Source organism: Cellulomonas sp. P1_G12_2, assembly GCF_056405535.1.
Genome location: NZ_JBFUBX010000004.1, coordinates 100783 through 125855 on the forward strand (window position 1 = coordinate 100783; position 25073 = coordinate 125855).

The 25073-nt window shown below is 73.7% G+C and carries 23 protein-coding genes and 1 riboswitch; of the genes, 22 read left to right on the forward strand and 1 reads right to left on the reverse strand.

Annotated features, from left to right (window positions below; translation table 11 throughout):
- Positions 1 to 7 precede the first annotated feature (7 nt).
- Positions 8 to 2272 carry a putative bifunctional diguanylate cyclase/phosphodiesterase gene (locus AC1DXT_RS14430; RefSeq protein WP_477061997.1) on the reverse strand — a complete coding sequence of 755 codons (2265 nt, stop codon included), beginning with the start codon at positions 2270 to 2272 and terminating at the stop codon, positions 8 to 10.
- Between the two features lie 211 nt (positions 2273 to 2483).
- On the opposite strand from AC1DXT_RS14430, the gene pyrR reads away from it, so the two are divergent.
- The 22 genes from pyrR (at position 2484) to AC1DXT_RS14540 (ending at position 25067) form a co-directional block, all read left to right on the forward strand.
- Positions 2484 to 3074: a bifunctional pyr operon transcriptional regulator/uracil phosphoribosyltransferase PyrR gene (gene pyrR / locus AC1DXT_RS14435; protein ID WP_056094934.1), complete on the forward strand. Its 591-nt coding sequence runs from the start codon at positions 2484 to 2486 to the stop codon at positions 3072 to 3074.
- Entirely contained in the window at positions 3071 to 4093 is a 1023-nt protein-coding gene (locus AC1DXT_RS14440) for an aspartate carbamoyltransferase catalytic subunit (RefSeq protein ID WP_477061998.1), read from the forward strand. Before pyrR ends, AC1DXT_RS14440 begins: the two co-directional genes overlap by 4 nt.
- Entirely contained in the window at positions 4090 to 5412 is a 1323-nt protein-coding gene (locus AC1DXT_RS14445; RefSeq protein WP_477061999.1) for a dihydroorotase, read from the forward strand. Before AC1DXT_RS14440 ends, AC1DXT_RS14445 begins: the two co-directional genes overlap by 4 nt.
- Positions 5409 to 5942, forward strand: coding sequence for a PH-like domain-containing protein (locus tag AC1DXT_RS14450; RefSeq protein WP_477062000.1), 534 nt, complete (start codon positions 5409 to 5411; stop codon positions 5940 to 5942). Before AC1DXT_RS14445 ends, AC1DXT_RS14450 begins: the two co-directional genes overlap by 4 nt.
- Positions 5939 to 7111: a glutamine-hydrolyzing carbamoyl-phosphate synthase small subunit gene (gene carA, locus AC1DXT_RS14455; protein ID WP_477062001.1), complete on the forward strand. Its 1173-nt coding sequence runs from the start codon at positions 5939 to 5941 to the stop codon at positions 7109 to 7111. The genes AC1DXT_RS14450 and carA overlap by 4 nt, the downstream gene beginning before the upstream one ends.
- A complete protein-coding gene (carB, locus tag AC1DXT_RS14460; protein WP_477062002.1) occupies positions 7111 to 10449 on the forward strand; it encodes a carbamoyl-phosphate synthase large subunit in 3339 nt (1112 codons plus the stop codon). The genes carA and carB overlap by 1 nt, the downstream gene beginning before the upstream one ends.
- Positions 10446 to 11291 (forward strand): orotidine-5'-phosphate decarboxylase, encoded by an 846-nt coding sequence (gene pyrF / locus AC1DXT_RS14465; protein ID WP_477062003.1) that lies wholly within the window; start codon positions 10446 to 10448, stop codon positions 11289 to 11291. Before carB ends, pyrF begins: the two co-directional genes overlap by 4 nt.
- Before the next feature lie 144 nt (positions 11292 to 11435).
- On the forward strand, positions 11436 to 11747 hold the full coding sequence (gene mihF / locus AC1DXT_RS14470) for an integration host factor, actinobacterial type (RefSeq protein WP_028046342.1): 312 nt from the start codon (positions 11436 to 11438) through the stop codon (positions 11745 to 11747).
- Between the two features lie 44 nt (positions 11748 to 11791).
- Entirely contained in the window at positions 11792 to 12361 is a 570-nt protein-coding gene (gene gmk, locus AC1DXT_RS14475) for a guanylate kinase (RefSeq protein WP_477062004.1), read from the forward strand.
- A gap of 40 nt (positions 12362 to 12401) precedes the next feature.
- Positions 12402 to 12665, forward strand: coding sequence for a DNA-directed RNA polymerase subunit omega (gene rpoZ / locus AC1DXT_RS14480; protein ID WP_028046344.1), 264 nt, complete (start codon positions 12402 to 12404; stop codon positions 12663 to 12665).
- A 9-nt stretch (positions 12666 to 12674) separates the two neighbouring features.
- Positions 12675 to 13871, forward strand: a complete 1197-nt coding sequence (gene coaBC / locus AC1DXT_RS14485; RefSeq protein ID WP_477062005.1) for a bifunctional phosphopantothenoylcysteine decarboxylase/phosphopantothenate--cysteine ligase CoaBC — start codon at positions 12675 to 12677, stop codon at positions 13869 to 13871.
- A 43-nt stretch (positions 13872 to 13914) separates the two neighbouring features.
- Entirely contained in the window at positions 13915 to 15117 is a 1203-nt protein-coding gene (metK, locus tag AC1DXT_RS14490) for a methionine adenosyltransferase (protein WP_477062006.1), read from the forward strand.
- 85 nt (positions 15118 to 15202) lie between these two features.
- Positions 15203 to 17254: a primosomal protein N' gene (locus tag AC1DXT_RS14495; RefSeq protein ID WP_477062289.1), complete on the forward strand. Its 2052-nt coding sequence runs from the start codon at positions 15203 to 15205 to the stop codon at positions 17252 to 17254.
- Positions 17251 to 17862 carry an HAD-IA family hydrolase gene (locus AC1DXT_RS14500; RefSeq protein WP_477062007.1) on the forward strand — a complete coding sequence of 204 codons (612 nt, stop codon included), beginning with the start codon at positions 17251 to 17253 and terminating at the stop codon, positions 17860 to 17862. Before AC1DXT_RS14495 ends, AC1DXT_RS14500 begins: the two co-directional genes overlap by 4 nt.
- Before the next feature lie 10 nt (positions 17863 to 17872).
- Positions 17873 to 18811 carry a methionyl-tRNA formyltransferase gene (fmt, locus tag AC1DXT_RS14505; protein ID WP_477062008.1) on the forward strand — a complete coding sequence of 313 codons (939 nt, stop codon included), beginning with the start codon at positions 17873 to 17875 and terminating at the stop codon, positions 18809 to 18811.
- Entirely contained in the window at positions 18808 to 20322 is a 1515-nt protein-coding gene (locus AC1DXT_RS14510) for an RsmB/NOP family class I SAM-dependent RNA methyltransferase (protein ID WP_477062009.1), read from the forward strand. Before fmt ends, AC1DXT_RS14510 begins: the two co-directional genes overlap by 4 nt.
- A 21-nt stretch (positions 20323 to 20343) precedes the next feature.
- Positions 20344 to 21003, forward strand: coding sequence for a ribulose-phosphate 3-epimerase (rpe, locus tag AC1DXT_RS14515; RefSeq protein WP_477062010.1), 660 nt, complete (start codon positions 20344 to 20346; stop codon positions 21001 to 21003).
- A gap of 64 nt (positions 21004 to 21067) precedes the next feature.
- A riboswitch (FMN riboswitch) is annotated at positions 21068 to 21200 on the forward strand.
- A 76-nt stretch (positions 21201 to 21276) separates the two neighbouring features.
- Positions 21277 to 22341 (forward strand): bifunctional diaminohydroxyphosphoribosylaminopyrimidine deaminase/5-amino-6-(5-phosphoribosylamino)uracil reductase RibD, encoded by a 1065-nt coding sequence (gene ribD / locus AC1DXT_RS14520; RefSeq protein WP_477062011.1) that lies wholly within the window; start codon positions 21277 to 21279, stop codon positions 22339 to 22341.
- Entirely contained in the window at positions 22341 to 22952 is a 612-nt protein-coding gene (locus AC1DXT_RS14525; RefSeq protein ID WP_477062012.1) for a riboflavin synthase, read from the forward strand. Before ribD ends, AC1DXT_RS14525 begins: the two co-directional genes overlap by 1 nt.
- Entirely contained in the window at positions 22949 to 24316 is a 1368-nt protein-coding gene (gene ribA / locus AC1DXT_RS14530) for a GTP cyclohydrolase II (RefSeq protein WP_477062013.1), read from the forward strand. Before AC1DXT_RS14525 ends, ribA begins: the two co-directional genes overlap by 4 nt.
- Positions 24313 to 24807 carry a 6,7-dimethyl-8-ribityllumazine synthase gene (gene ribH, locus AC1DXT_RS14535; protein WP_477062014.1) on the forward strand — a complete coding sequence of 165 codons (495 nt, stop codon included), beginning with the start codon at positions 24313 to 24315 and terminating at the stop codon, positions 24805 to 24807. The genes ribA and ribH overlap by 4 nt, the downstream gene beginning before the upstream one ends.
- Positions 24804 to 25067 carry a phosphoribosyl-ATP diphosphatase gene (locus AC1DXT_RS14540; RefSeq protein WP_477062015.1) on the forward strand — a complete coding sequence of 88 codons (264 nt, stop codon included), beginning with the start codon at positions 24804 to 24806 and terminating at the stop codon, positions 25065 to 25067. Before ribH ends, AC1DXT_RS14540 begins: the two co-directional genes overlap by 4 nt.
- Positions 25068 to 25073: the final 6 nt, after the last annotated feature.

Consider the following 25073-nt stretch of genomic DNA (forward strand, 5'->3'; position numbering starts at 1 on the left):
ACGGGCGTCAGGGGCGCGGGACCGCCGTGAGGCGCACGCCGTCGCGGCCGGTGCTCGGCGTCGGCACGCCGAGCGAACGCAGCGGGCGGGCCGGCTCGGGGACGATCGCCATCGCGCCGGTGGTCGGCCGCGGACCGCGGACCGGGAGATTGGGAGCAGCCCTGCCGAGGAAGTTGCCCTGCACGCGGGTCACCCCCATCGCGGCGAGCGCGGTGAGCTGCATCGGCGTCTCGACACCCTCGGCCACGATCCCGAGACCGTGGGTCTGCGCGAGGGCGACGATGGCCCGGACGACGCCACGGCCGCGCTCGGAGCCCATGTCCCGCACGAACGACCGGTCGATCTTCAGCTCGTCGACGGGCAGCCGGGCGATCCGCGCCAACGAGCTGTAGCCGGTGCCGAAGTCGTCGACCGCGATCCGGGCTCCGCGGGCTCGCAGCTCCGAGAGCACGGGGACCGCCGACGACGTCCGCACGAGGGCGCTCTCGGTGATCTCCAGGGTGAGGTGCTCCCAGAAGGCGTCGCCCCAGGCGGTCTCGATCTGCTCGAGGGCGTCCGGCTCGGCCAGCTGGCGAGCCGCGACGTTCACCGACACGGGCATCTGGAACCGCTCGAGCGCCCGACGGGCCTGGCGCAGCACCTCGAGCCCGATGGGCACGATCAGGCCCGACTCCTCGGCCAGCTCGAGCCAGTCGGCCGGGAGGATGAGGTGGCCGTGGTGGTCCCACCGTGCGAGCGCCTCGACCTGGACGATCTCGAGCGACTCGGCGTCCACGATCGGCTGGAAGTAGGCGGTGAAGTGACCGTCGGCCACCGCCGCCTCGAGCGCGGCCCGCTGGTGTCGCTCCGCCTCGACCCGGCGGCGCAGCGCCCGGTCGAAGACCCGGAACCCGGACCGGGAGCGCTTGGCCTCGAGCATCGCCGTGTCGGCGTGCCGGACCAGGGCGTCGGCGTCCACGACGTCGCCGGGGAGCCACGTGGCGACGCCGACGGTGAGTCGAGCAGGTCGGCTGCCGCCGGCGCGGTCGATGAACCCCTCGCGGATCGCCCGGGCGATCGCGACCAGGTCCGCGTCCTGGGGCGCCCGGCCGAGCACGACGACGAACTCGTCGCCGCCGACACGCCCGACGTACGCCTCATGGTCCGAGAGCGCGTTGCGCAGGTAGTCGGCGACGCGGACGAGCAGCGCGTCCCCGTGGGCGTGACCGAAGGAGTCGTTGACCCGCTTGAACCCGTCGAGGTCGCAGTAGATGAGGGAGACCCGGGTGCGCTCGACGTTCGCCCGCTCCAGCGTGGCCAGGAGGTGCTCCTCGACCGCTCGGCGGTTGGGCAGGCGTGTGAGCGGGTCGGCGAAGGCCGTGGTGTGCAGCCGCTCGCTCAGCTGGTAGCGCTCCGCGGCCGCGGAGACGATCTGCGCGAGGTCGATGAGGAAGGTCCGCGCGGCCGGGGGGTGCTCGACCTTGTCGGAGGAGAACAGCTCGGTGACGAAGCGGTCGCGGGCGATGGGCCGCAGCGATCCCTCGATGCTGGGGTCGCGCAGGATCGTCCGGGCCTCGTCGCGGGCCGTGAGGAGCAGGCCGTCGGCGTCCTTGACGAACCAGGCGGAGTTGGCGAGCCGGGCCAGGGCGTCGCGCATCTGGTGCTGACGGACGGCCGCGTCCTGGGCGTCGCGCAGCCGGTAGAGCGCGAGCACCTCGATGCCGACGGCGAGCGGGATGGCCCACAGCGCGGCGCACATGGCTCCGAACGTGAAGTCGCGCACCAGCACGCCCGCGGTGAAGATGGCGAGCGACTCGGCACCGGCGATGACGAGGAGCAACCCGAAGGCGGTCACCCGGGTCCGGCCGACCGCGACCACGACGTAGGACACGACGACGGCCGCGGGCGCCAGCAGCAGTGCGGCCGAGAGCACGTCGGCATCGGGGACGTAGCTGTCGAGCGGGATCCACCAGAGCCCTGCGCGTGCGACGAAGAGGGCGATCGTGGCCCAGAGCCAGTACCGGGTGCTCGGTCCACCAGCGATGGCCCGCGTGGCGGGGATCGCGATGACGAGGAAGCCGGCGACGAGCTGCGCGTGGACGAAGACGAGGACGTCGCGCACGGTGCCGGGCGTGGTCAGCGCGAACAGCCCACCGGCCAGGAGCACCAGCGCCATGTGGATCGACCAGGCGAGGGACCAGGCGGCGCTGGCCGGCCGGACCTCCCCGCGCCACCACACCCACTGGAGCACGCAGAAGCCGCCGACCAGGCCTGCAGCGAGAAGCTGCAGCACGGTGACCCACGTAGGAACGGTTCCGAGCACGATGGGGGCATCGTCACATCGTTGCCCCAGGATGACGTGGCATCCGGGTGACGGAGGTGCGTTCCTGCACGTGGCACGTGATGGACGTCGCGTCCGGAGGACCGTTCGCGGGCGGTAGGGTGAGCGCCGCAGAGACATTCCTTTAAGACCCGTCCAGTGAGGCGGGGAAGGAGTTTGCTTGATGAGCACAGGTACGCCCGCGCCCGCCTCGGATGCTGTCGACGACGACGCCAACGTGGTCCTCGGCGCCCCGGAGATCGGCCGGGCCCTCACCCGCATCGCGCACGAGATCCTCGAACGCAACAAGGGCGGCGCCGACGTCGTCCTGCTGGGCATCCCCACCCGAGGCCTGCCGCTCGCGCGTCGTCTTGCCGAGCGCCTGATCGCGGTCGAGCCGAGCCTCGACCCCGCGCTCCTCGTGGGCAGCCTCGACGTGACGATGTACCGCGACGACCTCGCGCACCACCCCACCCGGACCATCGGCGCCACGGACATCCCGGGCGGAGGCCTGGACGGCAAGGTGGTCGTGCTCGTCGACGACGTCCTGTTCTCGGGACGCACCATCCGGGCGGCCCTCGATGCGATCAGCGACCTCGGCCGGCCGAGGGCGGTCCAGCTGGCGGCGCTCGTCGACCGTGGGCACCGCGAGCTGCCCATCCGCGCCGACTACGTCGGCAAGAACCTGCCGACGTCCACGAGCGAGCGCGTCCGCGTGCTGCTCGAGGAGAACGACGGCCGCGACGCCGTGCTGATCGAGGGAGGGGTGCGATGAAGCACCTGCTGTCCACCGCCGACCTCGACGTCGCCGACGCCGTCCGGATCCTCGACACCGCCGGCTCGATGGCGGCCACGCAGGGCCGGGAGATCAAGAAGCTGCCCACGCTGCGCGGCCGCACCGTGGTGAACCTGTTCTTCGAGGACTCCACGCGCACCCGCATCTCGTTCGAGACCGCCGCCAAGCGGTTGTCGGCGGACGTCATCAACTTCTCCGCGAAGGGGTCCAGCGTCTCCAAGGGCGAGTCGCTCAAGGACACCGCCCTGACGCTGCAGGCGATGGGCGCCGACGCGGTCGTGATCAGGCACCACGCGTCCGGGGCACCGCACACGCTCGCCACGTCCGGCTGGACCACGGGTGCCGTCATCAACGCGGGCGACGGGATGCACCAGCACCCCACGCAGGCGCTGCTCGACGCGTACACGCTGCGCCGGCACCTGTCCGGTCCGGGCGACGTGACCGGTCGCGACCTGGTCGGGCTGCGCGTGGCGATCGTCGGCGACGTGCTGCACAGCCGCGTCGCACGCTCCAACGTGCACCTGCTGCACACGCTCGGCGCGGAGGTCGTGCTGGTGGCGCCCCCGACCCTGCTGCCCGTCGGGGTCGCTGCCTGGCCCGCGCGCGTCTCGTACCACCTGGACGAGGTCATCGCGGACGAGAAGCCGGACGCGGTGATGATGCTGCGGGTCCAGCGCGAGCGCATGTCGAGCGCGGGGGGCGGGTTCTTCCCGAGCCCGCTGGAGTACACGCGCCGGTACGGCCTCGACGCCCGCCGGCTCGCCCTGCTGCCGGAGCACGCGATCGTGCTGCACCCCGGTCCGATGAACCGCGGCCTGGAGATCTCCGCCGACGCCGCCGACTCGCCGCGCGCGGTCATCGTCGAGCAGGTGGCCAACGGCGTGGCGGTCCGCATGGCCGTCCTGTACCTGCTGCTCTCGGGCGGCGACGCCCCTGCTCGAACGGCGGGTTCGGGGGCCCCCGAGAAGAGCTCCGACGAGACGAAGGTGGACGCGTGACGAGGAACTACCTGCTGCGGGACGTCAGCCCGCTCGGCGACGGCACGACCGACGTGCTGCTCGCCGACGGCGTGATCGCGGCGATCGGGCCGGACGCCGAGGCGCAGGCCGGCCCCGACCCGGTGATCATCAACGGCGCCGGGCTGATTCTGCTGCCCGGCCTCGTCGACCTGCACACGCACCTGCGCGAGCCGGGCCGGGAGGACGCCGAGACGGTCCGCTCCGGCACGCGCGCCGCCGCGATGGGCGGGTTCACCGCCGTGCACGCGATGGCGAACACGACTCCGACGCAGGACACCGCGGGCGTCGTCGAGCAGGTCTGGCGGCTCGGGCGCGACGCCGGCTGGGTGGACGTGCGACCGGTCGGAGCCGTCACGGTCGGCCTCGAGGGCGAGCGGCTGGCGGAGCTCGGCGCCATGGCCGAGTCCGCGGCGCAGGTCCGGGTGTTCTCCGACGACGGCAAGTGCGTGCACGACCCGGTCGTGATGCGGCGCGCCCTGGAGTACGTCAAGGCGTTCGACGGGGTCATCGCGCAGCACGCGCAGGAGCCGCGGCTGACCGAGGGCGCCCAGATGCACGAGGGCGTGGTCTCCGCCGAGCTGGGTCTGGCCGGCTGGCCCGCGGTCGCGGAGGAGGCGATCATCGCCCGCGACGTGCTGCTCGCCGAGCACGTGGGCTCGCGGCTGCACGTCTGCCACCTGTCCACGGCCGGCTCGGTCGAGATCATCCGCTGGGCCAAGTCCCGGGGTATCGACGTCACCGCAGAGGTGACCCCGCACCACCTCATGCTCACCGACGAGCTGGCCCGCGGGTACGACCCGGTGTTCAAGGTCAACCCGCCCCTGCGCACCCAGCGGGACGTCGAGGCGGTCCGCGAGGGCCTGGCCGACGGCACGATCGACATCGTCGCCACCGACCACGCGCCGCACACGCGCGAGGACAAGGACTGCGAGTGGGGCGCCGCGGCCTTCGGCATGACCGGTCTCGAGACCGCGCTGTCCGTCGTGCAGGAGACGATGGTCGACACCGGCCGCATGACCTGGGCCGACGTCGCCCGCGTGCTCTCGACCACCCCGGCGCGCATCGGTCGGGTCAGTGACCACGGCCGGCCGATCGCCGTGGGGGAGCCGGCCAACCTCACGCTGGTCGATCCGGGCATCCGCCGGACCGTGGTGCCTGAGGAGCAGGCGACGCAGAGCGTGAACTCGCCGTTCCGCGGGCGCGAGCTGTCGGGCTGCGTGATCGCCACGTGGCTGCGCGGCCGCGCGACCGTGATGGACGGGTCGGCGTGCGACGAGAGCGTGGTGGTCAGCTCGTGACCCGCCAGGCGGTCTCCACGGTCGTCCTCGTCCTGGTGGTGATCGTGGCGTTCTGGGGCATGCGCGCCGGCTGGAAGGCCCGCACGCGGCGGTCGTCGGCGCTTGTCCCGGCCCTCCCGGTCGCTCCCGCCGCACTGGGTGCCGAGCGGCTGGGGCCGGTCGACGCGACCTACGTCTCGACGACCCGCGCGGGGGACTGGCTCGACCGGGTCACCGCCGAGGGGCTCGGGGTGCGCAGCCCCGCGCAGGTCAGCGTCTTCGACGCCGGCGTGCGGATCACCCGCCAGGGCGCGCCCGACCTCTTCGTGCCGACCGCAGCCCTGCGGGACGCGACGCGTGCGCCCGGCATGGCCGGCAAGGTCGTCGGGGGAGAGGGCCTCGTCGTCCTCACCTGGCAGGCCGACCCCGAGGACCCGCGCGGTCTGGACACCGGCCTGCGACCCCAGCACGCCGCGGACCGCGAGCGGCTCATCGACGCACTGACCACCTTGACCTCGGGCCCCGCGCCCGCGCAGGAGGAGAACTCATGACTGCCACCGACACCCCGCACGCGGTGCTCGTCCTCGAGGACGGCCGGACGTTCACCGGCCGTCCGTACGGCGCCGAGGGCTCCACGCTGGGCGAGATCGTCTTCAACACCGGCATGACCGGCTACCAGGAGACCCTCACGGACCCGTCGTACCACCGCCAGATCGTCGTCATGACGGCCCCGCACATCGGGAACACCGGCGTGAACGACGAGGACGACGAGTCGTCGCGGATCTGGGTGGCCGGCTACGTGGTGCGCGACCCCGCACGTCGTGCCTCGAACTGGCGGTCGGTCCGCACGCTCGACGACGACCTCGTCGCGCAGGAGATCGTCGGCATCAGCGAGATCGACACCCGTGCGCTGACCCGTCACCTGCGGGAGCGTGGCGTCATGCGCGCGGGCATCTTCTCCGGCGCCGCGCTGCTGGACGAGAACGGCGAGCGCAAGCCGGACGACGAGCTGCTCGACGTCGTGCTGGCCGCGCCCGCGATGGCGGGTGCCGACCTGGCCGGCGAGGTGTCCACGGACGCCGCCTACGTGGTCGAGCCGATCGGGGAGCACGTCGCGACGGTCGCGGCGGTCGACCTGGGCATCAAGGCGATGACGCCGCAGCGCCTCGCCGAGCGCGGCGTGCGGGTCCACGTGCTGCCCTCCAACGCGACCATCGACGACGTCCTGGCGACCTCGCCCGACGGCGTCTTCTTCTCGAACGGGCCCGGCGACCCCGCCGCGGCGACCCACGAGATCGACCTGCTGCGGGACGTGCTCGACCGACGGATCCCGTTCTTCGGCATCTGCTACGGCAACCAGCTGCTGGGCCGCGCGCTCGGCTACGGCACATACAAGCTGGGCTACGGCCACCGCGGCGTGAACCAGCCGGTGATGGACCGGGCGACGGGCAAGGTGGAGATCACCGCGCACAACCACGGGTTCGCGGTCGACGCGCCGCTGGACGGCGAGTCCGTCGCACCGCACGACGGCGGTCGCTACGGCCGGGTCGTCGTCAGCCACGTCGACCTCAACGACGACGTCGTCGAGGGCCTGCAAGCGCTCGACCTCCCCGCGTTCTCGGTGCAGTACCACCCGGAGGCGGCCGCCGGTCCGCACGACGCCGCGTACCTCTTCGACCGGTTCCTCGACCTCATGAACGCACAGAAGGGTGCTGCCTGATGCCCCGGCGCACAGACATCAAGAGCGTTCTCGTCATCGGGTCCGGCCCGATCGTCATCGGCCAGGCGTGCGAGTTCGACTACTCGGGGACGCAGGCCTGCCGCGTGCTCAAGGAGGAGGGCCTGCGGGTCATCCTGGTGAACTCCAACCCGGCCACGATCATGACGGACCCGGAGTTCGCCGACGCCACCTACGTGGAGCCGATCACCACCGAGATCCTCACCACGATCATCGCCAAGGAGCGCCCGGACGCGATCCTGCCGACGCTGGGTGGCCAGACGGCCCTCAACGCGGCGATCGCGCTGGACGAGGCCGGCGTGCTGGAGAAGTACGACGTCGAGCTGATCGGCGCCAACATCGCGTCGATCCAGAAGGGCGAGGACCGCGAGCAGTTCAAGGAGGTCGTGGAGGTCTGCGGCGCCGAGAGCGCGCGCTCCGCGATCGTGCACACCATCGACGACGCGCTCGCCGCCGTCGACGATCTCCTGTACCCGGTCGTCGTGCGGCCCTCGTTCACCATGGGCGGACTCGGCTCGGGCATCGCGTACGACGAGACCGACCTGCGCCGCATCGTCGGGCAGGGGCTGCACTACTCGCCCACCACCGAGGTGCTCCTCGAGGAGTCGATCCTCGGCTGGAAGGAGTACGAGCTCGAGCTCATGCGCGACAAGCACGACAACGTCGTGGTCGTCTGCTCGATCGAGAACGTCGACCCGGTCGGCGTGCACACCGGCGACTCGGTCACCGTCGCCCCGGCGCTGACCCTCACCGACCGCGAGTACCAGCGGCTGCGGGACATCGGCATCGCCGTCATCCGCGAGGTCGGGGTCGACACCGGTGGCTGCAACATCCAGTTCGCCATCGAGCCGTCCACCGGCCGCATCGTCGTCATCGAGATGAACCCTCGGGTCTCGCGCTCGTCGGCCCTGGCGTCCAAGGCGACCGGCTTCCCGATCGCCAAGATCGCCGCCAAGCTCGCGGTCGGCTACACGCTGGACGAGATCCCGAACGACATCACCGGCGGCTCGACGCCGGCGTCCTTCGAGCCCACGCTCGACTACGTCGTGGTCAAGGTCCCGCGGTTCGCGTTCGAGAAGTTCCCCGCGGCGGACGACACGCTCACGACGACCATGAAGTCGGTCGGCGAGGCCATGGCGCTCGGACGGAACTTCACCGAGGCGCTCGGGAAGGCGATGCGGTCCCTCGACAAGAAGGACTCGGTCTTCCACTGGACCGGCGACGCGCTGGCGGGCGACGCGCTCGACGCGCTGGTCGCGACGATCTCGCGGCCCACCGAGCACCGCCTCGTCGACGTGCAGCAGGTGCTGCGGTTCGGCGTGTCCCTGGAGAAGGTCTACGAGCTCACGGGCATCGACCCCTGGTTCCTGGACCAGATCCAGCTGGTCAACGAGGTTGCCGAGCAGACCCGCACGGCCGACGCCCTGACCCGCGACGTGCTCCTGCACGCGAAGCGTCACGGACTGTCGGACGCGCAGATCGCGACGCTGCGCCGGACGTCGGAGGACGCGGTGCGCCGTGCACGCCACGCGGTCGGCCTGCGGCCGGTGTTCAAGACGGTCGACACCTGCGCCGCCGAGTTCGCCGCGAGCACGCCCTACCACTACTCCACGTACGACGAGGAGACCGAGGTCGCCCCGCGCACGCGGCCGGCCATCCTCATCCTCGGCTCGGGCCCCAACCGGATCGGCCAGGGCATCGAGTTCGACTACTCCTGCGTGCACGCCGCGCTGGCGCTCAAGGGCGAGTTCGAGACCGTCATGGTCAACTGCAACCCCGAGACGGTCTCCACGGACTACGACACCTCGGACCGCCTGTACTTCGAGCCCCTGACGTTCGAGGACGTGCTCGAGGTCTACACCGCCGAGCTCGCCGCCGGACCCGTCGAGGGCCTCATCGTCACGCTCGGCGGTCAGACGCCCCTGTCGCTGGCCCAGCGCCTGCTCGACGCGGGACTGCCGATCCTCGGCACCTCGCCGGCCGCGATCGACGCCGCCGAGGACCGGGGGGAGTTCGGCAAGGTGCTCGAGGCCGCGGGCCTGCCGGCTCCGGCGTTCGGCACCGCCACCACGCAGGCGGGCGCCCGCGACACGGCCCGCCGGATCGGCTTCCCGGTGCTCGTGCGGCCGAGCTACGTGCTCGGCGGCCGCGGCATGGAGATCGTCTACAGCGAGCCGCAGCTGGACGAGTACGTCAAGCGCGCGCTCGACAACGCGGCCGACGGGGGGCGCGCGGGCACGCTGCCGCCGCTGCTCATCGACCGCTTCCTCGACGACGCCATCGAGATCGACGTCGACGCCCTGTTCGACGGCACGGAGCTGTTCCTCGGCGGCGTCATGGAGCACATCGAGGAGGCCGGCATCCACTCCGGCGACTCCGCGTGCACGCTCCCGCCGGTGACGCTCTCGACCTCGGAGCTGGAGCGCATCCGGCTGTCCACGGAGGCCATCGCGCGCGGCGTGGGGGTGCACGGGCTGCTCAACATCCAGTTCGCCCTGGTCTCCGACGTGCTCTACGTCCTCGAGGCCAACCCGCGGGCGTCGCGCACGGTGCCGTTCGTCTCCAAGGCCACGGGGGTCTCCCTGGCCAAGGCCGCGGCCCTGGTCATGGCGGGGCGCTCGATCGCAGACCTGCGCGCGATGGGCATCCTGCCCGTGGACGACGCGAGCGTCCTCGACCTCGACTCACCGATCGCGGTCAAGGAGGCGGTGCTCCCGTTCAAGCGGTTCCGCACCAAGGAGGGCGTCGTCGTCGACACCGTGCTCGGCCCGGAGATGCGCTCGACGGGCGAGGTCATGGGCTTCGACGTCGACTTCCCGACCGCGTTCGCCAAGTCGCAGGACGCCGCGTTCGGGGGACTCCCCACGGGCGGCCGGGCGTTCATCTCTGTCGCCGACCGGGACAAGCGCTCGATCGTCTTCCCGGTGAAGCGCCTGGCGGAGCTCGGCTTCGAGATCCTGGCGACCGAGGGGACCGCGGCGGTCCTGCACCGCAGCGGCATCGCCTCGACGGTCGTCCGCAAGTACTCGTCGGGTCGCGGCGCGGCGGGGGAGCCGACGATCGTCGACCTCATCACCGCCGGCGACGTCGACATCGTGGTGAACACCCCGTCCGGCCAGGGTGCTCGCGCCGACGGCTACGAGATCCGCGCGGCCACGGTCGCGGCGGACAAGGCGATGGTCACCACTGTGCAGCAGCTGGGTGCGGCGGTCCAGGCCATCGAGGCGCGACAGGCGGGACCGTTCCGGGTGACCAGCCTCCAGGAGCACGACGCGGCCGCTCTGGTGCGCCGTGAGGCACGCGCGGCGGCCCGCACGTGACCGCCCCGTTCGGGACGCGCCTGGCGGCCGCCATGGAGGCCCACGGGCCGCTGTGCGTCGGCATCGACCCCCACACGAGCCTGCTGGACGCGTGGGGCCTGCCGGACGACGCCTCGGGGTTGCGACGGTTCGCCGTGACCGTCCTCGAGGCGGTCGGGGGCCAGGTGGCCGCCGTGAAGCCGCAGGCGGCGTTCTTCGAGCGGCACGGCTCTGCCGGGGTGGCGGTGCTCGAGGAGGTCGTCGCGGTCGGCCGCGAGTCCGGCACTCTGGTCATCGTCGACGCCAAGCGCGGGGACATCGGCTCGACCATGGGCGCGTACGCGGACGCCTTCCTGCGCGACGGCTCGCCGCTCGCCGGTGATGCCCTGACCGTGTCGCCGTACCTCGGGTTCGGGTCGCTCGACCCCGCCGTCGACCTCGCGCTCTCATCCGGACGGGGCCTGTTCGTCCTGTGCCTGACCTCCAACAAGGAGGGCCGGGAGGTGCAGCACGCGCGCACCGAGGACGGCGCTACCGTCGCGGCCGTCGTGGCCGCGCGAGCGGCTGCGCTGAATGCGGGGGCGGTGCCGATGGGGTCGGTCGGGCTCGTCGTGGGCGCGACGGTCGGAGACGCGGCGGCCCGCACCGGCGTGGACCTGGCCGCGGTGAACGGCCCGCTGCTCGCCCCCGGCGTGGGTGCGCAGGGTGCGGGACCGCGCGAGCTGGCCCAGGTCTTCGGGTCCGCGCGCGGTCAGGTGCTGGCGTCCTCGTCGCGCGGCGTGCTCGTCGCCGGCCCGTCGGTGGCCGCGCTGCGGGCGGCCGCCCGGCGGGCCTCGGACGAGGCGGCTGCGGCGTTGTCCTGAGCTCGACGGGCTGTGTCGGTGCAGGTCGCGGGCGGCTGAACGCGCGTCCGCATTGCCGATGAGGGTGGCGCTCGCTAGTTTCGTTCTCACGATCCCGCGCACTTCCACGTGGGTCGCCGGCCCACTGACGAGAAGGTGACGCGCGTGGCACTCCCTCCGCTGACTCCCGAACAACGAGCGGCAGCGCTCCAGAAGGCCGCCGCCGCCCGGCAGGCCCGCGCTGAGGTCAAGAATCGCCTCAAGTACTCGCAGGGGACCCTCTCCGAGGTGATCGCGCAGGGGCAGGCGGACGAGACGATCGGCAAGCTCAAGGTCCTCGCGCTCCTCGAGTCCCTGCCTGGCGTGGGCAAGGTCAAGGCGCGTGCGATCATCTCCGAGATCGGAATCTCCGAGACGCGTCGCGTGCGTGGTCTCGGGCCGCACCAGGTGAAGGCTCTCGTCGACCGCTTCGGGTGACGTCGGGGGCCGCGCCGCGCATCTCGAGGAGCACCGCGCCACCCATGACGACGACGCCAGCCCGGTTGACCGTTCTCGCCGGACCGACCGCCGTCGGCAAGGGCACCGTGTCCGCCGACGTCCGGACCCGCTATCCCGAGGTCTGGTTGTCGGTGTCCGCGACCACGAGGCCCCCTCGGCCCGGCGAGGTCGACGGGGTCCACTACCTGTTCGTGACGGGCGACGAGTTCGACGCCATGGTCGAGCGTGGCGACCTGCTCGAGTGGGCCGTCGTGCACGGACGCAACCGATACGGCACGCCGCGACGGCCCGTCGAGGAGCGTCTGGCCGCCGGGTTGCCGGCACTGCTGGAGATCGACCTGCAGGGTGCGCGGCAGGTCCGCGAGTCGATGCCCGGCGCGCACTTCGTCTTCCTGGCGCCCCCGTCGTTCGCGGAGCTCGAGCGTCGGCTGGTCGGCCGGGGGACCGAGGACGCGGAGGAGCGGGAGCGCCGCCTGGAGACCGCGCGCGTGGAGCTCGCCGCGGAGGCCGAGTTCGACCAGGTGATCGTCAACGACGACGTCCACCGGGCGACCGACGAGCTGGTCCGCGGGATGGGCATCGCGACCAGGTAGGATGAGGGCAGTCCAACCCCTTTACGTACGGGAGATCACCGTGTCCGGAACCGTCGCCGCCCCCACCGGCATCACCGACCCGCCCATCGACCGTCTGCTCGAGCGCGCCGACTCCAAGTACGCGCTCGTCCTGTACTCGGCCAAGCGCGCGCGTCAGATCAACGCCTACTACTCGCAGCTCAACGAGGGTCTGCTCGAGTACGTCGGCCCGCTGGTGGACACGCGCCCGCAGGAGAAGCCGCTCTCGATCGCGATGCGCGAGATCGACGCCGGCCTGCTCACCTCCGAGGCCACCGAGGGCTGACCTGCCCCCATGCACATCGTCCTCGGCGTCGCGGGCGGGATCGCCGCCTACAAGGCCGTCCTGCTCCTGCGTCTGCTGCGCGAGGACGGCCACTCCGTCCGCGTGGTGCCCACGCGTGCGGCGCTCGAGTTCGTCGGGCGCGCGACGTGGGAGGCCCTGTCGGGGCAGCCGGTGACGACGGACGTGTTCGAGGACGTGGACCAGGTGGCGCACGTCGCCGTCGGCAAGCAGGCCGAGCTGGTGATCGTCGCCCCCGCCACGGCCGACCTCCTGGCCCGCGCCGCGACCGGTCAGGCGGACGACCTTCTGACCGCCACTCTGCTGGTCGCCCGCTGCCCGGTGCTGCTGGCGCCGGCGATGCACACCGAGATGTGGGAGCACCCTGCCACGGTCGCGAACGTGGCGACGCTGCGCTCCCGCGGCGTGCACGTGCTCGACCCCGCGGCGGGCCGCCTGACGGGCACCGACACCGGGCCCGGACGACTCCCCGAACCCGACGAGATCGCCGCCGCCGCGCTCGCCCTGGTCTCCCACCTGCCCCAGGACCTCGCGGGTCGGCACGTCGTCGTCTCCGCCGGCGGCACGCGTGAGCCGCTCGACCCGGTGCGCTTCCTGGGGAACCGGTCGTCCGGCCGCCAGGGCGTGGCACTGGCACGGACCGCGCTCGCCCGGGGTGCCCGGGTGACGCTGGTGGCCGCGAACCTCGACGTCCCGGTCCCGACGGGCGTCGACGTGGTCCGGGCCGAGACCGGCGCCGAGCTGAGGGACGCCGTGCGCGCGGCGGCGAAGGACGCGGACGTGGTCGTGATGGCCGCGGCGGTGGCCGACTTCCGCCCACGCACCAGCGCCGAGAGCAAGATCAAGAAGGAGCCGGGCGGCGGCGCCCCGGTGCTCGAGCTCGTCGAGACGGTCGACATCCTCGCGGAGCTGGCCCACGACCGGCTGCGCGCCGGGCAGGTCGTGGTGGGCTTCGCGGCGGAGACCGGCGACGACTCCGGCAGCGTGCTCGAGCACGGACAGGCGAAGGCCCGACGCAAGGGCGCGGATCTCCTGGTGGTCAACGCGGTGGGCGGCGGCCGGGGGTTCGGCACGGACGCGAACGACGTCACGATCCTCGACGGGTCCGGCGCGATCGTGGGCACCGCCGCGGGGAGCAAGGACGTGGTGGCCGACGCCGTCTGGGACGCGGTCGTCGCGCGCGCCTGAGATGTCGCCCCGGCTGCGGACCGCTCCTATTACGCTGTCCGCCATGACCGAGCCCGACATGCGCCTGTTCACGTCCGAGTCCGTGACCGAGGGGCACCCGGACAAGATCTGTGACCAGATCTCCGACGCCATCCTCGACGCGATGCTCGAGCAGGACCCGCAGGCCCGCGTGGCGGTCGAGACGATGGTGACCACCGGTCTCGTGCACGTCGCCGGGGAGGTCACGACCAGCGCGTACGTCGAGATCCCGCAGATCGTGCGCCAGGTGGTCAAGGGGATCGGGTACACCTCGTCGGCGATCGGCTTCGATGGCGACTCGTGCGGCATCTCCGTGTCGATCGGGCAGCAGTCGCCCGACATCGCCGCCGGCGTCGACAAGGCCCTCGAGGTCCGCGAGGACGCGTCCGACCTCGACCCGCTGGACGCCCAGGGCGCCGGCGACCAGGGACTGATGTTCGGGTACGCCAGCGACGACACCCCGTCGCTGCTGCCCCTGCCGATCTGGTTGGCGCACCGGCTCGCCGAGCGCCTGACTCTCGTGCGCAAGGAGGGGATCCTGCCCGGGCTGCGCCCCGACGGGAAGACCCAGGTCACCATCGGCTACGACGGTGACCGCGCGGTCCGGCTCGACACGGTGGTCCTGTCCACGCAGCACGACCCCGACGTGCAGCTCGAGACCACGCTGCGCCCCGGCATCACCGAGCACGTCATCGCACCCGTGCTGGCGCAGCTCGACCTCGACACCACCGACTTCCGCCTGCTGGTGAACCCGACGGGCACGTTCGTCGTGGGCGGTCCGCAGGGCGACGCCGGGCTGACCGGCCGCAAGATCATCGTCGACACCTACGGGGGGATCGCCCGTCACGGCGGCGGGGCGTTCTCCGGCAAGGACCCGTCGAAGGTGGACCGGTCCGCCGCCTACGCGATGCGGTGGGTGGCCAAGAACGTCGTCGCCGCCGGGCTCGCGCGCCGGTGCGAGGTCCAGGTTGCCTACGCCATCGGCAAGGCCAACCCCGTGGGCCTGTACGTCGAGACGTTCGGCACCGAGACGGTGCCCCTGGAGCGGCTCACCAGCGCGATCCGCGACGTCTTCGACCTGCGCCCGGCCGCGATCGTGCGCGACCTCGACCTGCTGCGGCCGATCTACCGCAAGACCGCCGCCTACGGGCACTTCGGCCGCGAGCTGCCGGAGTTCACCTGGGAGCGCACCGACCGCGTCGCGGACCTCCAGTCCGCGGTGGGCTGACGCCTGCCGCAGCCGTTCCCGGTCCTGCGTGGGCAGCGGATGCTCTGATGGGCGCGTGGGCGTGAGCGCGGGCGGTGAGCAGCTGATGCTCGAGGGCCTGCCGCAGCCGAAGCGGCCTGCGCGCCCTGCGGTCGGCGGTGCCCCGCTCGCCGAGCACCTGCCGATCGCCCGGGTGTGCGTCGACCTGGTCCCGCACCACCTCGACCGCGTGTTCGAGTACGCGGTGCCGGCGGCGCTCGCCGACACCGCGGTGCCGGGCACCCGCGTCAAGGTGCGGTTCGGCGGCCAGGACGTCAACGGCTACGTGCTGGAGCGGGTCGAGGAGGCCGAGCACGACGGCGCACTCCAGCCCGTGCGCAAGGTCGTGTCCGCCGAGCCCGTGCTCACGCCCCAGGTCGCCCGCCTGGCGCGCGCGGTCGCGGACCGCTGGGCCGGCACGCTCAACGACGTGCTGCGGCTCGCCGTCCCCGCACGGCACGCCCGCGTCGAGGCGGAGGTCCCCCCTGCGGCGGACCCGCTGCCCGTTCCGTCGCCGTCGGCCACCGCCTGGGCGGCCTACCGCGGCGGGTCGGCGTTCGTCCAGCACGTCACCGCGGGGGGCGCGCCGCGCGCCGTGTGGTCAGCCCTGCCCGCCGCTGCGGGGGAGCGGTGGCCGGACGCGATCGCGCAGGCGGTCGCTGCCTGCGTGCTGGGCGGTCGGGGTGCCCTCGTCGTGGTCCCTGACGCCCGGGACATCGACCGCGTGCTCGCCGCGCTCGACGACGCCGGCATCCCGCGCTGGGCGCCCGGGTCCACGGGCGGCGCCGTGCGGCTCGCCGCCGACGACGGCCCCGCCCTCCGGTACAGGTCGTTCCTCGCGGCGCTGCGGGGTCAGGCGTCGGTGGTCGTCGGCACGCGGGCGTCGGCGTTCGCCCCGGTGGCAGACCTCGGGCTCGCGGTGGTCTGGGACGACGGGGACCCGCTGCACGCCGAGCCTCGAGCGCCGTACCCGCACGTCCGCGAGGTGCTGGCGCTGCGCTCCGAGCTGGAGCACTGCGCCCTGCTCGTCGCTGCGCACGGGCGCTCCGTCGAGGCGCAGGCCCTCGTCGAGGCGGGCTGGGCGCACGAGGTGGCCGCGGACCGCCCGACGACGCGCGCGCGTGCCGCGCGGGTGCTGGCCCTGACGTCCGTCGAGCTCGCCCGCGAGGGGCCGGCGGCCGCGGCGAGGCTCCCCGCGCCGGCCTGGCGCACGCTGCGGGACCGGCTCGCGCACGGCCCGGTCCTGGTGCAGGTGCCGCGCGCGGGGTACGTGCCCGCGGTCGCGTGCGGGCGCTGCCGCGCGGCGGCGCGCTGTGGCGTCTGCCACGGCCCGCTCGGGCTGACCACCGCCGACGGCGTCCCCACGTGCGGCTGGTGCGGGCGGCTGGCCACCGACTGGCGCTGCACCGAGTGCGGTGCGGGCGCGCTGCGCTCGGTCCGCGTCGGCTCGGAACGCACAGCAGAGGAGCTCGGGCGCGCGTTCCCCGGGGTGCCGATCCGCGTCTCGGGTGCCCGTGCCGCCGGCGGCGTGCTGGCGACCGTCAAGGACGTGCCCGCCGTCGTGGTGGCGACCCCGGGCGCCGAGCCCGTGGCCCCCGGCGGGTACGCCGCTGCGCTGCTGCTGGACGCCGCCGTGAGCACGGCCGGGGCCTCGCTGCGGACCGGCGAGGACGCGCTGCGCCGGTGGCTGACCGCCGCCGCGCTGGTGCGTCCGGCAGGCGAGGGAGGCATCGTCGTCCTGGTCGGCGACGCCGAGGAGCGCGTCACGCAGGCCCTCGTGCGCTGGGACCCTGCCGGGTACGCGTCGCGCGAGCTCGCCGAGCGTGCGGAGCTCGCACTCCCGCCCGCGGTGCGGATCGCCGCGGTCACCGGCCCCCGCGACGCCGTCGACACGCTGCTCGGCCGGCTCGACCTCCCGGACGCCGAGATCCTCGGGCCCGTCCCGGTCGGCGCAGCCGAGCCGGGTGCGCTCGAGCCCGACGTGCGCGCCCTGGTGCGTGTACCGCGTCCCGGCGGTGCGGTTCTCGCGCGGGCACTGGCCGCGTCGCTCGCGGTGCGCAGTGCCCGCCGCGAGGGCGGCACGGTGCGCGTCCAGCTGGACCCGGCAGAGCTCGGATGATCGACACCGTCGTGCTGGACCTCGGCAACGTGCTGGTGCGCTGGGACCCGCGTCGCGCGTTCGCCGGTCGGTTGCCCGCTCGCGACACCGAGGCGTTCCTCGTCGACTTCGACTTCATGGCCTTCAACCACCAGCAGGACGCCGGTCGGTCCTGGGCCGACGCGCGGGTCGCCCTCGCCGCGAGCGCGCCCGAGCACCTGCCCGCGCTGGACCTGTACGTCGAGCACATCGCCGACTCGCTCGTCGGACCCGTGCCGGGGTCCGCGGAGCTCGTGCGCGACCTCCGCGCGAGCGGCGTCCGGCTCCTCGGGCTCACCAACTGGTCGGCCGAGACGTTCCACCTGGCCGAGACCGCGGCGCCCGCGATCGGGCTGCTCGAGGACGTGCTGGTCTCGGGCGAGGTCGCCGTCGCGAAGCCCGACCCACGGATCTTCGCCCTGCTGACGCAGCGGTTCGGCCTGCGTCCGGAGCGCACCGTGTTCGCCGACGACTCGGCCGCGAACGTCGCCGCCGGTTCGGCGGCCGGCTACGACGCCGTCCTGTTCACCACGGCGGACGCCCTCCGGGCCGACCTGGTGGCGCGCGGGGTCGACCTGCCGCGCACCTAGGATCGACGCCATGCGACTGCTCTTCGCCGGAACCCCCGCGGCCGCGGTGCCGTCGCTCGAGGCGCTCCTCGCGTCCCGTCACGAGGTCGTCGCGGTGCTCACCCGTCCCGACGCGCGGTCCGGTCGTGGGCGGTCCTCGACGCAGAGCGAGGTCAAGGCGAGAGCGCTGGAGGCCGGGCTGGAGGTGCTCACGCCGCAGCGCCCCCGGGACGAGGAGTTCCAGGCGCGGCTGGCGGAGCTCGAGGTCGATGCGGCACCCGTGGTCGCCTACGGCGCCCTCATCCCGCCGGCGCTCCTGGACGTCCCCGTCCACGGATGGGTCAACCTGCACTTCTCGGTGCTGCCCGCCTGGCGCGGGGCTGCGCCGGTGCAGCACGCGATCATCGCCGGGGACGAGGTCACCGGCGCCACGACCTTCCGCCTCGAGGCGGGCTTGGACACGGGCCCGGTGTTCGGGTTCCTCACCGAGACGATCCGCCCGCGCGACACGTCCGGCGACCTGCTCGGACGCCTCGCGGTGGCCGGCGCCGGCCTGCTGGTGCAGACGCTCGACGCGCTCGAGGACGGGATCCTCAGTCCTGTCGTCCAGGCGACCGACGGCGTCAGCCACGCCCCGAAGATCGAGGTCGAGGACGCACGCGTGCGCTGGTCGCACCCCGCGCACGCGGTCGACCGCCGGATCCGCGGCTGCACCCCGGCGCCGGGCGCGTGGACCACGCTGCCCGACGGCTCGCGGCTGGGGGTCGCGCCCGTGCTGCCCATGCCGGACGTCACCGACCTGGCCCCGGGGCAGCTGCTCGTGGGGAAGAAGGACGTCCTCGTCGGGACGGGCGGCAGCGCCGTTCGGCTGTCCCAGGTGACCCCGCAGGGCAAGCGAGCGATGGACGCGGCCGACTGGGCCCGCGGCGCGCGCCTGGCGTCGGACACCGTGCTGGGCGGTGCGGCGTGAGCCCCGCGGACGACCGGCGCGACCCGAGCGGTCGTCAGCGGGGTGCGGCACGCGCGCAGGGGCGGACCCAGCGGACCGCGGCCGCACCGTCGCAGCGCCGCCGGGGGAGCGACCCCGCGCGGACCGCGGCCTACGACGTGCTCCGGGCGGTGGACGGCTCCGACTCCTACGCCAACCTCGTCCTGCCGCCGCTCCTGCGGGACCGCCGGATCACCGGGCGCGACGCGGCCTTCGCCACGGAGCTCGCCTACGGCACCCTGCGGCTGCGCGGCCGCTACGACGCGGTCATCGCGCAGGCGGCCTCCCGCGAGGTCGGCACCATCGACGCGCCCGCGCTGGACGTCCTGCGCCTCGGTGTCCACCAGCTGCTCGGCATGCGGGTCCCCGCGCACGCAGCGGTCTCCGAGACCGTCGGTCTCGCCCGCGAACAGCTGGGCACGGGTCCGTCGCAGTTCGTCAACGCCGTCCTGCGGACCGTCGGCCGCTCGACACCGGAGGAGTGGGAGCAGCGGATCGCGGACGCGGCCGGTGCCGACGAGCTGGCGCGGCTGGCGGTCGTGGAGAGTCACCCGCTGTGGGTGGTGCGCGCGCTGCGCGAGGCGCTGGTGGGCAACGGGCGGTCGGCCGACGAGATCGGCGCGCTGCTCGCCGCCGACAACGCGGCCCCGCGGGTGACCATCGTCGCGCGGCCGGGACTGGCCGGCACCGAGGAGGTCGTCGCCGACGCCGGCGAGGGCGTCGGGACGACCGGTGTGCTCGCGCCCACCGCCGTGATCCTCTCGGGCGGCGACCCGGCCGCACTTCCGAGCGTGCGCGACGGTCGCGCGGGGGTGCAGGACGAAGGCAGCCAGCTGGTCGCGCTCGCCCTCACGGAGGCGCCGCTCGACGGCCCCGACGAACGCTGGCTCGACCTGTGTGCCGGACCCGGCGGCAAGGCTGCGCTGCTCGCCGCCGTCGCGGGGGAGCGCGGGGCCCGGATCGTCGCCAACGAGATCCAGCCGCACCGCGCGCGTCTGGTCGAGCAGGCGCTGCGCGCGGTGCCCGCCGACGCGGTCGAGGACGTGCGGACCGGCGACGGCCGGACGGTCGGCACGGACGAGCCCGGCGCGTACGACCGCGTGATGGTCGATGCGCCCTGCACCGGGCTCGGAGCGCTGCGTCGGCGCCCGGAGGCCCGCTGGCGCCGCACGCCCGGGGACCTGGCCGGACTGAGCGCGCTGCAGCGTGACCTCCTCGTCTCGGCGCTGCGCGCGGTGCGCCCCGGCGGGGTCGTCGCGTACGTGACCTGCTCGCCGCACCTCGTCGAGACCCAGCTCGTGGTCAAGGACGCGGTGCGCGCCGCGGGACGCGAGGGCGTCGAGGTGTCGGTGGTCGACGCACCCGCCGTCGTCCGCGGCATCGCGCCCGGTGGCGCGGTGGAGCTCGACGACACGCGGACCGACGTCCAGCTCTGGCCGCACGTGCACGGCACGGACGCGATGCACCTCACCCTCCTCCGCCGCACGCGCTGAGAGGCCCTCTACGCTGGCCGGGTGCCTGCACTGATCAACCCGAGCATCCTGTCCGCCGACTTCGCCAACCTCGAGCGCGACCTCCAGGCGATCGCGACGGCCGACTTCGTGCACGTGGACGTCATGGACAACCACTTCGTGCCCAACCTGACGCTCGGTCTGCCGGTGGTGACCAGGATCGCCGAGGTAGCACCGGTTCCGCTCGACGTGCACCTGATGATCGAGGACGCCGACCGGTGGGCCCCCGAGTACGCCGCTGCGGGAGCCGCCTCGGTGACGTTCCACGCGGAGGCGACGCAGGCGCCCGTGCGGCTGGCCCGCGAGCTGCGGTCCCGCGGGGTCCGTGCGGGGATCGCGCTGCGTCCGGCCTCTCCCGTCGAGCCGCTGCTCGACCTGCTGGCCGAGTTCGACATGCTGCTCGTGATGACGGTCGAGCCGGGGTTCGGCGGGCAGTCGTTCATCGAGGGGATGCTGCCCAAGATCCGGCGCGCCCGCGCCGCGCTGGACGCGTCCGGGGGCGACACGTGGATCCAGGTCGACGGCGGGGTCGCCCGCGACACGATCGGCCGGATCGCGGCCGCCGGGGCGAACGTGTTCGTCGCCGGCTCGGCGGTGTACGGCGCGGCCGACATCGCGGCCGAGATCGCCGCCCTGCGGTCCCTGGCGGACGCGGGCGCCTGACCGGCGGGAATGCCCGGCGGGAATGTGCCGTGTGGCATGATCGTTGGCGCAGTACGAACACATACACGTGCTCCGGGGTCGGTGTAATTCCGAGCCGGCGGTGACAGTCCGCGACCCGCACGGTCCGCAAGGATCGGGCGGTTGACCTGGTGGAACTCCAGGACCGACGGTGAAAGTCCGGATGGGAGGATCACGTGGCGGCGCGCTCGCGCCGTGGTTGCGGGACCCGTCCTGCCGCCCTCACCCCGGAGCCCAGCGCGTCCGGAGGTGAGCATGTCCAGCGTCGAGACCGGTGTGCGCGCACCCTCCGAGGCCGACGCGATGCGCCGCGCCCTCGAGCTCGGGCGACGCGGACCAGCCACGGGCCCGAACCCGCGGGTGGGCGCCGTCCTGCTGGACCCGTCCGGTGACGTGCTCGGCGAGGGCTGGCACCGCGGCGCAGGGACGCCGCACGCGGAGGTCGCCGCGCTGACGGACGCTGCCGAGCGCGGCGCCGACGTCCGGGGCGCGACCGCCGTCGTCACGCTCGAGCCGTGCAACCACACCGGTCGCACCGGCCCGTGCTCCGAGGCGCTCCTCGCCGCGGGAGTGGCCCGGGTCGTCGTGTCCGTCCCCGACCCGAACCCCGTCGCGGCCGGCGGTGCCGAGCGGTTGCGCGCGGCGGGCGTCGACGTCGAGACCGGCCTGCTGGCCGACGAGGGCCGCGAGCTGCTCGGCGCCTGGCTGCCGTCGGTCGAGCGCGGGCGCCCGTTCGTCACGCTGAAGATCGCGACCTCACTCGACGGGCGCGTCGCGGCCGCCGACGGCTCGAGCCGCTGGATCACCTCCGACGTGTCCCGGCACCACGCTCACGACCTGCGCGCCGAGGTCGACGCCATCGTCGTCGGCACGGGCACCGCACTCGTCGACGACCCGTCGCTGACCGCGCGCAACGCGGCGGGCGAGCTGCACGGGCACCAGCCGCTGCGCGTGGTCGTCGGCCACCGTGAGATCCCCGCCGGTGCGCGGTTGCGCGGACCCGGCGGGGAGCTGCTCCAGGTGCGGACGCACGACCCCGCCGACGTCCTGGCCCTGCTCACCGAGCGCGAGGTCCGACACGTGCTCGTCGAGGGCGGGCCCACGCTCGCCGCGGCGTTCCTGCAGGCAGGGCTCGTCGACGAGGTGCACGCCTACATCGCCCCCGTCCTGCTCGGCTCCGGCCCGTCGGCCGTGGCCGACCTGGGCGTCACCAGCATCGGCGACGCCGTCCGCCTCACCACCCGATCCGTCCTTCCGCTCGGCCCCGACGTCTTCGTCGTCGCGACCGTCGACCCGCACAGCCCCACGGAGGAGCACTGATGTTCACCGGAATCGTCGAGGAGATCGGCACGGTCGAAGCGATCGAGCACGGACCCGAGGGGTCGGACGCGCGCCTGCGGGTCCGGGGCCCGCTGGTCGTCTCCGATGCCCACCTGGGCGACTCGATCAGTGTCTCCGGTGTGTGCCTGACGGTCACGGAGCTGCCCGGCGACGGCACGTTCTTCGCGGACGTCATGCCCGAGACCCTGCGCCGCAGCGCGCTGGAGGACGTCGGCGTGTCCAGCCCGGTCAACCTCGAGCGCGCGCTGCCGGTCGGCGGCCGGTACGGCGGGCACGTCGTGCAGGGGCACGTGGACGGCGTCGGCACGATCCTGTCCCGGTCGCCCGGGCCGCGCTGGGACGACGTCGAGATCGGCCTCGCGCCGGAGCTCGCGCGGTACGTCGCGGAGAAGGGGTCGATTGCGGTCTCCGGGATCTCGCTGACGGTCACCCATGTCACGGACGAGTCGTTCGGCGTCTCCCTCATCCCCACCACGCTCGAGGCGACGACCCTCGGCACCCTGGCGCCCGGCGCACGGGTCAACCTGGAGGTCGACGTGCTGGCCAAGTACACCGAACGGCTGCTCTCGACGGCCGGGATCCTGCGATGACCGCCCCCGCCGGAGTGCGCCTCGGCACCGTCGAGCAGGCCCTGGAGGCCCTGCGCGCCGGTCGGCCGGTGCTCGTCGCCGACTCGCCCGACCGGGAGAACGAGGCCGACGTCATCCTGGCCGCCCAGTCGGCGACGCCCGAGTGGATCGCCTGGACCATCCGGCACTCGTCCGGCTACCTCTGCGCCCCCATGCCGGCGTCGAGGGCGGACGCGCTGGACCTGCCGCTGATGGTCCCGCACAGCCAGGACCCCCGACGGACCGCGTACACGGTGACCGTCGACGCGGCCACGGGTGTGACCACGGGCATCTCGGCGTCGGACCGGGCCCGGACGCTCCGGGTGCTGGCCGACCCGGCGTCCGGCCGCGAGGACCTCATCCGTCCCGGTCACGTGCTGCCGCTGCGCGCGGTCCCCGGGGGCGTCCTGCACCGCGCCGGTCACACCGAGGCAGCCGTCGACCTGTGCCGGCTCGCCGGCCTGGAGCCGGTCGGGGCGATCGCCGAGCTGGTGAACGACGACGGGTCGATGACCCGGCTGCCCGTGGCGTCGGCGCTGGCGGAGGCCGAGGGTCTCGTGCTGCTGACCATCGAGGACATCGTCGCCTGGCGCACGCAGCACGGGGACGACGTGACGGCCGAGGTGGCCGTCGCTGCGCCGCCCAAGGAGCGCGTGCACGCCACGCACACCGCCTACCTGCCGACCAAGCACGGCGACTTCCGCATCCACGGCTACCGGGACCTGCGCACGGGCGCCGAGCACGTCGCCCTCGTCCCGACCGCCGGCCTCGCCGACGCGCCCGTCGTCCGCGTGCACTCCGAGTGCCTCACGGGTGACGCGTTCGGGTCGGCCCGCTGCGACTGCGGTCCGCAGCTCGACGCGGCCCTCGAGCTCGCGGCCGAGCAGGGCGGCGCCGTGATCTACCTGCGCGGGCACGAGGGTCGCGGGATCGGCCTGCTGGCCAAGGTCGCGGCCTACGCGCTGCAGGACCAGGGTCGGGACACCGTGGAGGCGAACCTCGACCTCGGGTGGCCGGCCGACCGGCGTGAGTACGGCGCCGCGGCCGCGATCCTCACCGACCTCGGGGTGCAGCGGGTGAGCCTGCTGACCAACAACCCGGCGAAGGTGGCCGGGCTGCGCGCGCACGGGATCGACGTCGCGGAGATCCGCAGCCTCGAGGTGGGGCGCACCCCGCAGAACGAGGCGTACCTGCGCACCAAGGCGACGTCGATGGGGCACCTGCTCCACCTGCCGCCCGGGACGGAGCGAGAGCCCATCGCGGTCTCGCCCGTCCACGCGACGCCGGCCACCCCCGGCGCCGACCACGAGGACCACGCGTTCGAGAGCCTGGAGGACCTGGCATGAGCGGTGCTGGAGCACCCACCCTGACCGTCGACGGGACCGGCCTGAAGGTGGTCGTCGTCGCCGCCAGCTGGCACACCGTCGTCATGGACGGCCTGCTCGCGGGGGCGCAGCGCGCGCTGGCCGCGGCGCACGTCGAGGACGTGACGATCGTCCGCGTGCCGGGCACGTTCGAGCTTCCGGTCGCCGCGCAGGTGGCCGCCGAGAACGGTGCCGACGCGGTGGTCGCGCTCGGCGTCGTGATCCGGGGCGGCACCCCGCACTTCGAGTACGTCTGCCAGGGCGCGACCCTCGGCCTCACGGACGTCGGCATCCGGACCGGCGTGCCCGTCGGGTTCGGCGTGCTCACCTGCGACAACGAGGAGCAGGCGCTCGACCGCGCCGGTCTTGAGGGCTCGCACGAGGACAAGGGCGCCGAGGCCGCGGAGGCCGCCGTCGCGACCGTGGTCGCCCTGCGCGCCCTGCGCGGCACGACGTCTAGAGTGCCCGCGTGAAGACCTTCGACACCCTGTTCGCCGAGCTCTCGGACAAGGCCGCCACCCGCCCCGCCGGCTCCGGCACGGTCGCGGAGCTGGACACCGGCGTGCACGGCATCGGCAAGAAGGTCGTCGAGGAGGCCGCCGAGGTCTGGATGGCCGCGGAGCACGAGTCGGACGAGCGGACGGCCGAGGAGATCTCGCAGCTCCTCTACCACCTGCAGGTGTTGATGATCGCGCGCGGGCTCACGCTCGCCGACGTCTACACCCACCTCTGAGGAGAA